The sequence below is a fragment of the Lentzea sp. NPDC102401 genome, from assembly GCF_044765805.1.
In the GTDB taxonomy this organism is placed as follows: Bacteria; Actinomycetota; Actinomycetes; order Mycobacteriales; family Pseudonocardiaceae; genus Lentzea; species Lentzea sokolovensis.
On record NZ_JBIWKS010000027.1, the window covers coordinates 1 to 13,837 of the forward strand.

8 protein-coding genes are annotated in these 13,837 nt (G+C 64.3%); 7 read left to right on the forward strand and 1 reads right to left on the reverse strand.

The window, feature by feature from the left end; all coding sequences use genetic code 11:
* Positions 1-646: 646 nt before the first annotated feature.
* The 7 genes from ACIRG5_RS47480 to ACIRG5_RS47510 all read left to right on the forward strand — a co-directional run bounded on the left by ACIRG5_RS47480 (position 647) and on the right by ACIRG5_RS47510 (position 13,206).
* On the forward strand, positions 647-2,635 hold the full coding sequence (locus ACIRG5_RS47480) for a DUF262 domain-containing protein (RefSeq protein ID WP_402918091.1): 1,989 nt from the start codon (positions 647-649) through the stop codon (positions 2,633-2,635).
* A 104-nt stretch (positions 2,636-2,739) separates the two neighbouring features.
* The gene (gene pglW / locus ACIRG5_RS47485; RefSeq protein WP_402918094.1) at positions 2,740-6,954 is read left to right on the forward strand and encodes a BREX system serine/threonine kinase PglW; all 4,215 of its coding nucleotides are present in this window, start codon (positions 2,740-2,742) and stop codon (positions 6,952-6,954) included.
* Between the two features lie 449 nt (positions 6,955-7,403).
* Positions 7,404-11,303: a BREX-2 system adenine-specific DNA-methyltransferase PglX gene (gene pglX, locus ACIRG5_RS47490; RefSeq protein ID WP_402918096.1), complete on the forward strand. Its 3,900-nt coding sequence runs from the start codon at positions 7,404-7,406 to the stop codon at positions 11,301-11,303.
* A 97-nt stretch (positions 11,304-11,400) separates the two neighbouring features.
* Positions 11,401-11,784 (forward strand): hypothetical protein, encoded by a 384-nt coding sequence (locus ACIRG5_RS47495; protein ID WP_402918099.1) that lies wholly within the window; start codon positions 11,401-11,403, stop codon positions 11,782-11,784.
* Between the two features lie 15 nt (positions 11,785-11,799).
* Entirely contained in the window at positions 11,800-12,453 is a 654-nt protein-coding gene (locus tag ACIRG5_RS47500; RefSeq protein ID WP_402918102.1) for a hypothetical protein, read from the forward strand.
* Positions 12,454-12,461: 8 nt separating this feature from the next.
* Positions 12,462-12,869: a YbaB/EbfC family nucleoid-associated protein gene (locus ACIRG5_RS47505; protein ID WP_402918105.1), complete on the forward strand. Its 408-nt coding sequence runs from the start codon at positions 12,462-12,464 to the stop codon at positions 12,867-12,869.
* A 1-nt stretch (position 12,870) separates the two neighbouring features.
* Positions 12,871-13,206: a hypothetical protein gene (locus ACIRG5_RS47510; protein ID WP_402918108.1), complete on the forward strand. Its 336-nt coding sequence runs from the start codon at positions 12,871-12,873 to the stop codon at positions 13,204-13,206.
* 4 nt (positions 13,207-13,210) lie between these two features.
* On the opposite strand, the gene ACIRG5_RS47515 is transcribed toward ACIRG5_RS47510, so the two are convergent.
* The gene (locus ACIRG5_RS47515; RefSeq protein ID WP_402918111.1) at positions 13,211-13,705 is read right to left on the reverse strand and encodes a hypothetical protein; all 495 of its coding nucleotides are present in this window, start codon (positions 13,703-13,705) and stop codon (positions 13,211-13,213) included.
* Positions 13,706-13,837 lie beyond the last annotated feature (132 nt).

The window sequence follows — 13,837 nt, forward strand, 5'->3', positions numbered from 1 at the left end:
GCAGCACCGTGCCAGCGCCCGGCGTCATGATCAGGACACCACGCCGGACCATCCACACAACACCAAGATCAACTTAAGCTACGTGGCATTGCCCCTTGACCCCCAGCGTGGAACGACTGAGCGTCGTGCTCCGGCCTATTCTTCCAGGTCGTCTCCAAGTGTAACTGGCCGAGCAAGGAGTCGCTAATCCAAGGCTCGAACGGATCTGCCTGACGCCGTCAGGCAGATCCGCGGCTGTCGGGGCCCGAGCACGTCCCAGGCCACTAGTCCCCTCAGCGCCGGTCCATCGCGTGAGCGCCGACGGCGAGGTGCTGTCGTTCGACGAGCGCCGGGAACGCGTGACCCTCTTCCAGGGCAAGATCAGCACGATTCGTGTTCAGTTCACAACGGAAAACTCGGAGTCCGACACGTCTCGCCAGGGAGTGCTGCGTGCGTTGGTCCATCGCGTGCCGATGACGCTCACGTCACCCAGATGGCTTACTGCTCATCTCCTCGTTCAGATCGCGGCACCAGCTGTGATCATGCGGATACGTTTAATCAACCAACTCGGTAGACCGATCGAGGGGTTCGACCTGCTAACGCCTGTGCACGACCCCGCGATTATGAGTCGATCGACGCACTCATCGACGGTGGGAGTTCCGGCAACATGCCCGTTGACAAGACCGAGCGCGAGATCGGCGCATTGGTAGGCCAGATCGAACGCGGCGAGATCAAGCTGCCGGAGATCCAGCGCGGCTACGTGTGGAAGCCGACCCAGGTGGCGAAACTCGTTGAGTCGCTGTACCGCGGCTACCCGTCGGGTTCGCTGCTGTTCTGGCAGACCGACGATGCTCCGCAGACCCGAGCGGTGGCGATCGGCAAGCCGGTTGGCCAGCCGGCCGTGATACCGCTGTACCTGCTGGACGGACAGCAGCGCGTGACGTCTCTGCATCGGGTTCTCACTGATCACCCGCAGGCTGCCATCGTGTTCAACATCGAGAACGAGAAGTTCCAGAACCAGAGCGCTGCTACCGCCAAGGATCCACGCTGGATCAAGGTTTTCGACGTCCTCAAGCCCGGCGTCGACCAGTGGGAGCTCGTTGGGAGACTGCACCAGCTCAATCCCGACCTTGGTCCCAATGACATCAGCAAGCGTTTGCAGCGCCTGGCGACCATCCCGAGTCACAAGTTCCACATGGAGGTGTTGCGTGACTTCCCATACGACGAGGTCACTCAGATCTTCGTGCGGGTGAACAGCGGTGGGCGTCCACTCAGGACATCAGACTTGGCCCTCGCAACGCTGTCGGCCCGGTGGCCCGGCGTGCTGACGAAACTCGAGGACGAAGCACTCTATTGGACGCAACGCGGATACGGCGACGTCGACGTCACCTTCCTGACCAGAGCGCTCACCGGGGCAGTGCTCGGCCGCGGATTGTCCGCTTGGTCGCATGCCAGGTTGGTCGCCGCCACCGACGACCAACTGGAAAGCGGCTGGGCGACCGTGCAGCGCGGCCTGCGGCATCTCGTTCCCTTGCTACAGAACAACCTCGGCGCGTCACACAGCAAGCTGCTGCCTTCGATGATCGTGCTGCTCCCGTTGATCGTGCTGCTCGGTGAGCGCGACGATGAGCAACTCGACACGACAAGCGCCAACGGCATCCTCTACTGGTTCCTGCTCGCGACTATCCGCAACCGCTACAGCGGCTCCACCGACACTCGCCTCGGCCAGGACATACCCGCGGCTCGGACAGAAGCGCCGGTGAAGCAGCTGCTCGGCAACCTCGGCGTAGTCGACGCCGGCATGACCGTGACACCTCAGGACCTCGTCGGCCGGACAGTGGGAAGTCCGTTCTTCTTCCTCAGCTTCCTCGTGGCGAAAGAGGCAGGAGCGAAGGACTGGTGGGGCAGCATCGCCATCTCCGCCGCTGCGGAAGGAAGTCAAAGGCTGGAGTACCACCACATTCACCCACAGGCGACGCTCAAGAGCCACACCGCGAAGTACAGCAAGTCGGAGATCAACGACCTCGCGAACCTGGCGTTCATCTCGGGCAAGGCCAATCGCAAGATCAGCCACAGGTCTCCCGCTGACTACTTCCCGACCCTCGGTGACCAGGAGCTCGCCACCCACCTCATTCCGCTCGACAGCTCGTTGCGGGATGCCGACGCGTACAGGTCGTTCCTGGCCACGCGACGCGGATTACTCGCCAATGCGATGACCAGCCTGCTCGAACAGTTCAAACCCGCATGGCTGACGTCTGCGGCAGAGTCCGTCGATCCGATCTCCGGCTCCGTGCTCGAGTTCGTGCGGTACGACAACCCTTCTGGTGACGGCGTACTGGTCGCGACGGCACACGGAGCAGGTGCGGACTGGTCAGGCACGATTTCGACCGTGGACCTGGACGACGTGCTTGCCGCGGCAGCGGCGGGTGTCAACGGAGACCTGGTCGTTGGCGGTGAAAGCATGCCCGTCCTGGTTGATGACGACCTGATCGAGATTCCGATCGGCCCTTTCCTCGTCACCGGAACCACCTCGGAGTGGGGGAAGGTGCTCGGCCGTGAGAAGGACGACGCACAGCCGATGGCGAACTTCACCGAGCCGAAGCCGTCGTCGTGGGAAGGCGAGCGCGTTCCGTTCCCGGTGACCAGTGTCGACTGACGAGGGCCTGACACGTCACAACGAACAGCGCTGATCGCGGAGGGTGATCATCTGGTCAGCGATGAGGTCGGGCATGATGGATCGTCGAGCTGGAGGGACACGGGGTGGAAGAGCAGTCGAGCAGGTGGCACGAGATCACGCAGTCAGCGTTCAAACACGAGCGCGCGGCACTGCGGCACGTGCGGGAGCTCCTGCCCGACCGGCATCCCTACGCAGCCTGGGCCAACTTCACCTTCACGCCCAAGGAAGGCGGTCAGCCAGAGGTCGATCTCCTCGTCGCCACGCCGAGCGGCCTGCACCTCATCGAGATCAAGAGCCTTAGAGGCAGGCTGTCCAATCACTTCGCCACCTGGGTACAGCACCGGCCGAACGGCAGCACGTGGACGTTCGACAACCCGCTGGGCGACGCCGATCTGAAGGCCAAGAAGCTCAAGTCCCTGCTCGTGCAGGCAGCCAGGCAGGACCGGATCACCGTTCCGTACGTGTCGGCCGCCATCTTCCTGTCAGAACCGAGCCTGGTGTGCCAGCTCGCCGAAGGACAGAAGTACAACGTGTTCGGCCCCGAAGACGGCACGTCGCTACCCAAGATCGGCTCTGACCTGCTGCTCGGCGCCGTGAGCCGCACACCACCGAGCGCGGACTTCTTTCGCGCTCTTCCCCGCCTGTTGCAACGGGTAGGGATTCACCGAACCAGGCGCAGCGTCACCGTCGGCCAGTGGCAGATCGGGCCTCGCCCCTATGCGAGCGGCCCGACGTGGCAGGACCACGACGCGACGCGCGAGGACATGCCGGGCGAGTACCGCAGGGTCCGCATCTATCTCTACGAACGCGAAGCGGATCCAGACAAACAGCGATCGATCCGTGCAGCCGCGGAACGTGAGTTCCGTGCCTGCCAAGGCATCCATCACCCAGGCCTGCTCCGGCCGGTGGACTTCGTCGACCACGAGGCCGGACCCGCGTTGCTCATCGAGCAGGCGCAGGACGCGCAACGGCTCGACCACTTCGTCGCGCAGCGGCACGGCGAACTGGACCTGCCGACCCGGCTTGACCTGATCCGCCAGCTCGCCGAAGCGGTGAACTACGCCCACGAACGCAGGCTGGTGCACCGGGCGCTGTCGCCACGCGCCGTGATCGTGCAGCCGACTGGCGACGACTGGACCAAGCCCCGTCTGCAGGTCGGTGAGTGGCAGGCCGCCGCCCGTGGCCTGTCCGGTCCGTCGACCATGCACCAGCTGCGGCCGAGCACCGGCGCGGCCGCCCACGTCGAAGAGGCTTCAGCCGCCTATCTGGCGCCGGATTTCACCGAGGAGCCGGACGGCACCGTGGCGATCGACGTCTTCGGCGTCGGCGCGATCGCGTACCTGCTCCTCACCGGACAACCACCCGCGTCGACCCGGCCGGAACTGCTGGAGCAGCTCAGCAAGCAGGGCGGCCTGCACCCACGTGCCGTGGACGACGGCATCCCCGACGAGCTCGACACGGTGATCGCGCTCGCGACGGCGCCCGTGGTCGGCTCGCGGTTCACCGACGTCGCCGAGTTCATCGACGAGCTCGACAAAGCACAACAGTCCGATGAGCCCGCCAGCGAACGCAACGATCCTTGGAATGCCTCCAAGGGTGAGGCGCTGGCCGAAACCGACTACGTCGTCGAGCGTGTTCTCGGCACCGGCGCCACCGCGCGAGCGTTCCTGGTGATGCACGACGGGATCGACACCGTGGTCAAGGTATCGCGATCCGCGGAAGCCGAGGACCGCCTCGTCGACGAGGCAGCGGCACTGGAACACCTCCGACACGACCACATCGTCGTTCTGCGCCGGAGCCTGTTCCCGCTGGGCACCAGGCACGCCATCGAGATCGACTACGCGGGCGACCGCTCACTCGCCCACGTGCTGCGCAACGAAGGCGCGCTCCTGCCGGACAAGCTGCAACTACTCGGTGACCAGTTGCTGGATGCGTTGGCATACCTCGAAAAGAAGGGTGTCATCCACCGCGACATCAAGCCGGACAACCTCGGTGTGCGCAACCATCCGAGGTTCGGCCGCGCTTTGGTGTTGTTCGACTTCTCTCTGGCGGGGGCGCCCGTCACGGACGTCAATGCCGGCACGCGCGGCTATATCGACCCGTTCCTCGGAACCGACCGGCGTCCCGTCTATGACGCACATGCCGAGCGCTACGCCGCAGCGGTCACGCTGCACGAGATGGCGAGCCTGGAGCTGCCCGCGTGGGGCGACGACGGCACCAATCCGCGCTTCGTCACCGAGCCTGTGACGCTATCGAGTGAACTCTTCGAAGCTCCGCTGCGGGAGCCGTTGCGGACGTTCTTCGGCCGGGCGTTGCACCGCGACGCAGAGCAGCGGTTCGGGTCGGCGCTGGAGATGCGCGAGGCCTGGCAACGGGTATTCACCGCGCTCGACGAGACCGGCCCCGCCGCGGTGTCGTCGTCCGGTTCGGACAACCCGGTCGAGCTGCGTCAGGAAGCCGCTGACCGCGCCACACTCGACGCGGCGCTCGACGCAGCGGGTCTCACCCTGCGCGCCGTCGCTGTCGCCCATCGCCTGGGCGCGAACACTGTCGGGGATCTGCTCGACCTCCGGCTCAACGAGGTGCGCAAGGCTCGTGGCTTGAGCCGCAAGACGCGCGACGAGCTGATCGATCGCATCACCCAGTGGCGAGCGCGACTGCTTGCCGATCCGAGCGCCATCAGGACCGCCCGGCTGCCCGCGGACGTCGACGGGACGCGGTTGCCACTCGACGCGATCGTGGCCGGCCTGGTCCCCACGTCCAAGCGACGCAACGACAGTCAGACCACGATCAGCCGGCTCCTGCTCGGATTGCCCGACGAGGGTGGTGCGTTGCCGGAGCTGCGCTGGCCGACCAATGTGCAGGTCGCCAAGTCGACGAACCTCACGCAGGGCCGAATCGCCCAAGTTCTGTCCGGGCGGCGTAAGGCATGGTCGGGTACTGACGTCCTCGGCGTCGTGCGGGGCGAGATCGTCGAAGCGCTAACTGCATTGCGTCGGGTGGCCGCGGCCGAGGAACTCGCCGACCACCTCCTTGCCCAGCACGGCTGTTCGGACGCCACCGACCAGGCGCACCGCAAGGCGTACGCGTACGCGGTACTCCGTGCTGCTGTGGAAACCGACTCGGTGCTCGACGAGCCGCGTTTCACGCTCCGGCGGCACCACGACCGCGTGCTGATGGCGCTGCAGGTCGGGTCGAAGGACCCCGTCGACACACCGTCCGACGAGGCACTGCTCGACCTCGCGGTGCAGCTGATCAAAAAAGCTGAGGAGCTGGCCACGCAGGACCCGCTGCCGACCCCCACCGCCGTGGTTCGCGTGCTGGCGGCGTGCGCGGAGCGTTCCGGCGAGATATTCGACGAGAAGCGGCTTATCAAACTCGCCACCGTGGCGTCGGGGTCCGTGCTCGCAAACGTGCGCCTGGAGCTGTACCCGAAGGACCTCCCGCTCGTACGTGCACTGCGCCTCTCCCAAGCCGGGGCTGGACTACCGGACACCGGTCTCGACGCGAGCGGACTCCAGCAACGCGTCGACAACCGTTTTCCCGGTCTGAAGCGGCTGCCCACCGGCAAAGCGCTGGTGACATTGCTGACCGAGGCCGGCTTCTCGGTGGTCTGGGATGGCGAGCACTACCGGCCGCCGCTGCCCGCGATCACCGCGGTCACACCGGATCCATCCACCTCCACGGGCACGATTAGCCCACCGTTGGTGGAAGGCACCGCCGCGAGCGATGTCGACGCGCGACTGGTTGAAGCCGCGCGTCACGGTGGCGTCCGCATCATCACCGTCCGACGCAAACGCTGGGAGCGTGCCCGCACGGCCGTGGAGATCGCGCTCGGAATGCCGGTGATCGACGTGTCGGTCGCGTTCGTCGCCGCGGTCCGACAGGTGGCTCGCCAGCTCAACATCCCTAGCTTCGACCGAGTGCTGCTGGCTGATGCCGCCGAACCGGGCAGCAACGACCAGCTCAACCTGCACCGCGTGGTCGCGCAGGCGTGCGAGCTGCTGGAGACAGAGTGGTCGCGGCATCCGGTGCTGCCGCTGGACGCGCTCACGCCGCTGGGCCGATATCCGGCAGGGCAGGCGTTGCTGGAGCGCTTGGCTTCGCGGGCCCGCTACGGACCGGGAACCGAGGGCCTATCCGGCCCGGATGCCCTGGTGCTGATCTCCCCGGCCGGAGACGAGACGAAGGTTCCGCGCATCGGCGACCACGTGATCCGGGTGAACACGCCCGAGGAGTGGGTGATCGCCCGTTCTCCGTGGCCTTCCGGGATGCAGCCTCGGTCACAGGCGGGTTGATTCGGTTCCATCCTGTGTGCGCACGGTGAACGCGCGTGGGACCTATAAACGCACAGCGACGTCTCAGTGGCGCTGTGTTGAGGTGCGAGAAAGGAGGCTCATGCCGTTCATGGCAGCGACGGGTGGCGGTGGAGGGTCCGGCGCGGGCGTGACCATGCGCATCGAGCCAGGCGAGATCCTGAAATTGGAGGCCAAGTACGAGGCGGTCCGCGACACCGTCCAGGAATTCCTGGACAGGGAGCGCGACAACCTTCTGGGAAGGCCCTGGCGGAGGACGACGTGTCGCAGATGCCGCCACAGTGATCGCTGAGAACGCCAGCACGGCCCTCGACATTTTGGTCCAGTTCATCGAACTCGAAGAGTCCTGAGTCAGGCCATCTTGAAGTGAGGCGTGCCGTCTTCGCGAGGTTCGTGCGAACGCTTGCGGCGGGTGACTAACCTGACTCTTCGTGACGTCGCCCGCACCTGATCACTCCGCACTGCTTGCCAACCTCCAGAAGCAGGTCATCGCTCTGGAGGACGATCTACGCGAGCAGGTGGACCTGCTACCCGATGTCAAGGCGAAGCTGGCCGCCGATCACGCGAGAGCCACCAAGGCCAGGCGCACCGCGGCCACGTTCAACACCTTCCTCGGCGACGAGATCACCCAGGCCGCCGTCGCATGGGTGCTAGGCACCGTGTTCGCCCGCTGGTGCGAGGACAACCGCCTGATCGACCCGATGCTCTCCGGCCCAGAAGATCGCCTGGCCGAGGCCGAGGACGCCCACAACGCCTACTTCCGCCAGAAGCCGCACGCGACCGACGCCGACTGGATCGAGCAGAGCTTCGACTCACTGCGCCGCAGCGACGCCGGCGCGATGCTGTTCGACAAGCAGCACAACCCGGCCTACCGCATCCCGGTGTCCCACGACGGCGCGAAGGCACTGATCGCGTTCTGGCGCACCCGCCGCTCCGACGGCACCTTGATCCATGACTTCCGCGACGACTCCTGGGACACCCGCTTCCTCGGCGACCTCTACCAGGACATGTCGCAGGCGGCGAAGGACAAGTACGCCCTCCTCCAGACCCCGGACTTCGTCGAGGAGTTCATCCTCGACTACACGCTCAAGCCCGCGCTGGAGGAGTTCGGCCTCGAAGGCTTCCGCCTGATCGACCCAACGTGCGGATCAGGCCACTTTCTGCTGGGCGCGTTCCGCAGGCTGGTTGATGCATGGCGGGACGAAGCACCTGGGTTGAGCGACACCGAGATCGCCCGCAAGGCTCTGGACTCAGTACACGGCGTCGACTTGAACCCGTTCGCCGTCGCCATCGCCCGATTCCGTCTCGTTCTCGCCGCTTGGGGCGTGGCTGGTGTGGGCACGATCAGGCATGCAGCGAGCCAGCGCTGGACAGTGACGGTTGCGACCGGAGACTCGCTGCTGGCAGGCAAGCGCGGCAGCTTCGATGGCATGGACGAAGAGATCGGCCTCCAACTCGCTGCTGAGGACGTGCACGAGTTCCCCAGCCTTCTTGATGAAAGTTCGTATCACGTCGTCGTCGGCAATCCGCCATACATCACAGTCAGCGATTCCGCCCTTAACGGCGAATACCGACGTAACTACTCGGCCTGCCACCGCCAGTTTCAGCTGACCGTGCCGTTCGCGCAACGCTTCTTCGAACTCGCCTGCCGCGCAGGCTCCGACGGCTGCGGCGCTGGCATCGTTGGCCAGATCACCTCGAACGGCTTCATGAAGCGCGAGTTCGGCACCAAGCTTGTGCAGGAGTTCTTCCCTGCTGTCGACCTGACCCACGTGATCGACACGTCCGGCGCGTTCATTCCTGAGCATGGCACGCCCACGATCATCCTGGTAGGGCGCCACCGTGCGCCCGACCGCGAGCGTCCGGTTCGCGCTGTGCTGGGCATCCAGGGCGAACCATCGCAGCCTGCGAACCCGGCTGCAGGCCTGGTGTGGACGGCGATTCGCAATCAGATAGAACAGGTCGACAGCGAATCCGACTGGGTAAGTGTCAGCGACTTTCCACGAACGGCCCTGGCCAAGCATCCATGGTCTCTAAGCGGCGGCGGAGCTAACGAACTTTTCATGCGACTATCTACCCAAGATAGACGCTTGTCTTCCCACTTCAAGACAATAGGAAGAATTACCCACACCGGCTCGGACGACGCATATTTCATTTCGCAGATCGCCGCTAACCGCATAAATCTTACAGACGAGTCCAAACCTCTCGTGTACGGCGAGGTCGTGCGAGACTGGTCCATAACCACCGACACCCAAATTACATTCCCATATTCGCCACTCACATTTGATGCCAATTTGAACAAGGCCATACTCAAACACCTGTGGCCAAATAGAACTGGACTACGTGCCCGCAGGGAACCCGCAGGAACCCACGAGGAAATTGGCCTCACGTGGTATGAGTGGAGCAGGTGGCACCCTGAGCGTTTTTCCGTTCCACTCGGAGTAGCCTTTGCCTTTGTCGCTACACACAATCATTTCGTACTAGACCGAGGCGGCAAGGTCTTCAAACAGTCGGCGCCCATCATCAAGCTACCTGAAGGCGCGAGTGAAGACGACCATCTCGGACTACTCAGTGTTCTTAACTCCTCGACAGCCTGCTTCTGGATGAAGCAGGTAAGCCACAGCAAGGGAAGTCAATCAGGTTCGGGCGGCTTCATGCACGACGCATGGGAAGTCTTCTACGAATTCACAGGCACCAAGCTTGAAGACTTCCCTCTGCCCAGGATTGCCCCAATTGAACGAGGACGCACACTTGACAGACTTAGCCAATCGCTCATAGCGACATCACCCACAAGAGTCGCAGACCGAGAGACTCCATCCAGGAATCGACTCAGCCAGGCCGCGAGAAACTACGAAACCATCCGGTCCCAGATGGTTTCCAACCAGGAAGAACTAGACTGGGAGGTCTATTCCAGCTATAATATTTTGTCTCAAAATGAAGCGTCGACAGTGCTTGCTCAGCCCACAACGGACGTTCCCCCAATTCTTCCAGGTGAACGATCTTTCGAGATCATGTTGGCCAGACTGGTAAACGCAGGGAAGATCGAGACCCAATGGTTCACGCGACATGAAATAGATATGGTCTCCGAGATCCCTACGCACTGGCCTGCCGACTACAAGAAGATTGTTGAGGCACGGATCAGCCTGATCGAAAAACGTCGAGATATCGCTCTCATAGAACGTCCTGAGCACAAGCGGCGATGGTGGAGCACAAAGGACAATCGCCCGCAGCGATGGAAAGAGCTGCAGGAAGAGGCTCTCACCAACTGGCTCCAGGACCGACTAGAAGCACGCCACCTGTGGTTCGCCGAAGACGCCAACGGCGTACAGCAGCCGACCATGCGATCAGTCTCCGAACTGACCGACCTGATCCGCGCAGACGACGACTTCACCGAGGTAGCCCGCCTATGGGCAACGGACGCACTGGGCAACCAGGACGCCGACCTGGCCGAGATCGTCGCCACGCTGGTGGACGAGGAGCACGTCCCGTTCCTCCCGGTCTACCGCTACAAACCCGCAGGCCTGCGCAAGCGCGCCGACTGGGAACACGTGTGGAACCTGCAGCGCCAGGAAGACGCAATCGCCGCGGAACTCAACAAAGACGTCACAGACCCCGCAGTGCGCAACGCCGTCAAGGAGACGCTCGGCGACATCCCCGTGCCACCGAAGTACGGCTCCGGCGACTTCCTGCGCACCTCGTACTGGCGCCACCGCGGCAAGCTCGACGTGCCGAAGGAGCGGTTCATCTCCTACCCCACCGCGACCCGCGACGGTGACGGCAGCCTGCTGCTCGGATGGGCCGGCTGGGACCACCGCGAGCAGGCACACGCGCTCGCAGTGCTGATCACCGCACGCCATGGCGAGGACGGGTGGGACGGCGAACGCCTGCTGCCGATGCTCGCCGGTCTCGACGAGGTGCTGCCATGGGTGCAGCAGTGGCACGGCGAGATCGACCCGGCGTTCGGTGCGTCGCCCTTCGCGATCTACGACGGCTTCCTCGAAGGGCAGTTGGGCGATCTGCACATTCCCCGTGAGGATCTGCGGGCCTGGCAGCCGAAGGGCCGGGTGGACGTCGCGCCGCTCCCCCGCAAGGCGGGCCGAGCCAAAAAGGCGATGCCTCGGGCGAAGGTCGACATCGTGTTCACCGCCGAGCAGATCCAGGTCGTGGTCGACTTCGCCGTCCATGGGCCTATGACGACGGCTCAGGCCGCCGAGGTCACGGGGTTGTCCACGCCGGCCACCAGGGCACTGCTCAAGCACCTCGTCGACCGCGGCGACCTCGTCCAGACCGGGCAGAAGCGCGGAACCAGGTTCGAACTCTCCACGGGGTGACCGGCGTTGGGGCGATCAAGCCCCAACGCTCTTTCTTCGAATCGCGGGCCGCCCGACGCGCCCCCTGTTACAGTCCGGGATTGGACGATCACAGGGGGTGGCGTACGGCGTGAGTCAGCCTGGGAAGGGATACGCGCTCGATCCAGCTGAGTTCGATCAGTTGAAGGTCACGCTCAAAGGCGCGAGCGACGCGTTGGGGCTGCGAGACTTCAAAGCGAAGGCGAGTCTCGAAGGGACGATGACCGTGCAGTCGGTCAGTCCTTACGAGAACGTGGAAGAGACCGTCGGTGGGGCGATCATGGCCCTGACGAAGTTCGTCGATCAGGACTACGCGGCGACGAGTCAGACGATGCACAACTTCATCAACCGCGTGCACACCACGATCGAGACCGCGATCAACGTTGTCCACAAGACGCAGCAGGAATACCTCGAGGCCGAGCGGCTTGTCGGAGACAGCCTGCGCAGGACGTATCCGGAATGACGCGGGGAGAGTGACATGAGCTTTCTACAGCAGGTGATCACGGACTCGCTGCTCTCGGATGCGAGAGAGATCGACGGGTTCGCCAAGAAGCACGGCGCTGGACTGCCTTCCATCGAGTCCACGCTGCGAATCATCAAGGACATCGACCCGGATGCCTTTCGCAGGATCGGCAGGGACGTCTGGGGCACCGGGCAGTCCGATGGCGCGGACGATCTGGGCCGGGCAATCGACGGATGTGTCCGAGGCCTGGAGACAGCATCCAACCAGGCATCGGCGTGGACCGGTGAGGCGAACAACGCCTACACCCAGCGGATCGGCAAGATGAAGCAGGCGTTGAGCGACATGCGCAAGCCCGCACATGATGTCGGCCAAGCGCTGGTCGACGTCGCCGACGGCTTCGAGTTCAAGGTCTCCGACCTGTGGAACAACATCTGGAGCGCGATCGGCTTCGTGCTGGGTGTCATCAGTGTGATCGCGGGCATCATCGTCGGCCTCACGGGCATCGGCGCGGTCGTCGGATTGATCCTCGGCATCCTCGGCGTACTTGTGGGCATGGCCGCGTGGTGGCACTCGCAGAAGTTCAAGGCAGACGAGCAGATCGCCAAGTGCACCGAGGCGTCGGCGGCCGCGCTCAAGTCGATCGAGTCGCTCGGCAAGCTGCAGCCCTAGGAGAGGTCATGGATCCGCAGGAAATGGTGGCGCAGGCACAGGAGCGGTTCGCCAAGATCCGGCGTGACCCCGAGAAAGCCTTGTTCAGCGAGTACAAGGGCGTGTCACCCACAGGAGCGGTCACGGTGTGGGTGGACATGATGGGCAAGCTCGTGCGCGTGCACCTGGCTCCGAACACGATGTACGAAGGCGGCGAACCATGGCTCACCGCCGAGATCATGGCCGCGCACGAGGCTGCCAAGCGCGCTGCCGAGACGCTCGACTTCAGCATGGCTGACCTGGTGCAGGAACTCGACAACGCCCTCCAGCTCAAGCAACGCGTCACCGCCACGCCTGAGCCAGCGGCCGAGCGCACTACGACTCGTCGCCCCGATGACGATGACGAGTCGTTCGAGAACCGGAGCCACCTACGCTGATATGTCGAAAAATCGCTCATCCAGGCGTGCGGTCGCGATCGCCGCGACGTTCGTATTCGCCACGTTCTTCGGACTTGCCCTCGCTGGCGTCGCTCAGATCTTCTCGCTTCACGAGTGGTGCGAAAGCGACGCAGTCAAACAGATGCGAGCAGGCGCCGACTCCACGGTGGAGCTTCAGCTCGACAGCACGCCGGCTGTGTTATGTCACAACGGTTCCGCGACGCTAGAGTTGCCGATCAGCCCAGCCGTCGCCACGATCGTGTTCGCTGTGGTCGGCATGGCGATCAGCATGTTCGTCGTCGTCCGCACCGCCCGAGATGCGCGCACGGCCGCCTGACGGATCAGCGCTGCGGACCCCACCAGGGCAGGATCGGCGGCAGGTCGCTCAGCGTGTTCTTCGGTCGCTTCGGCACCGGCGAGGAACCGTCGTCGTCGGCCCAGCGACGGCCGTACTGGTCGGGCATCGCGCCCCAGCCCTGGAAGGGCAACGGCCAGTCCGGCAGGATCCCGAGTTCGTCGAGCGGGTCGATGCGTTCGGCACCGACAGTGCAGAGATGCGCCCAGTCGTCGCCGAAGTCGAAAACATACGCGAACTGGTCGCCCGGCTTCAGACGGCTCAGCTTGGTTGTCCGGCTGTCCACCGTGCCGTCCGGCTCCACACCGTCCCACCGGTCCAGCATGCTGATCGGCGTGCCGTCGGCCAGCGTGAACATGTGCAGGTGGGACAGATCCCAGCGGGCGAAGGCGGCGTCAATGGCCTGTGCCAGCTGCAGAAATGTATGCGAGCGGGCAGCGGCGAAGACACGACCCGGCCTCGGCCAGAGGTCTTCCCCCACGACCGTGAACCAGCTCCAGTTGAATCGACAGCCAGGTGCGTGCCACAACCACGTCCTCTCTCACGATCTACAAACGGCGACGCCACTATCGCGCAGTGGTGGATGAAACACCGGGCGCCACGACCCCGACAA

Bases quoted from the DNA above. Each gene is read 5' to 3' on its own strand.
- ACIRG5_RS47480 (WP_402918091.1), top strand. From the start codon at position 647: ATGCCCGTTGACAAGACCGAGCGCGAGATCGGCGCATTGGTAGGCCAG.
- ACIRG5_RS47500 (WP_402918102.1), top strand. From the start codon at position 11,800: ATGAGCTTTCTACAGCAGGTGATCACGGACTCGCTGCTCTCGGATGCG.
- ACIRG5_RS47505 (WP_402918105.1), top strand. From the start codon at position 12,462: ATGGATCCGCAGGAAATGGTGGCGCAGGCACAGGAGCGGTTCGCCAAG.
- ACIRG5_RS47510 (WP_402918108.1), top strand. From the start codon at position 12,871: ATGTCGAAAAATCGCTCATCCAGGCGTGCGGTCGCGATCGCCGCGACG.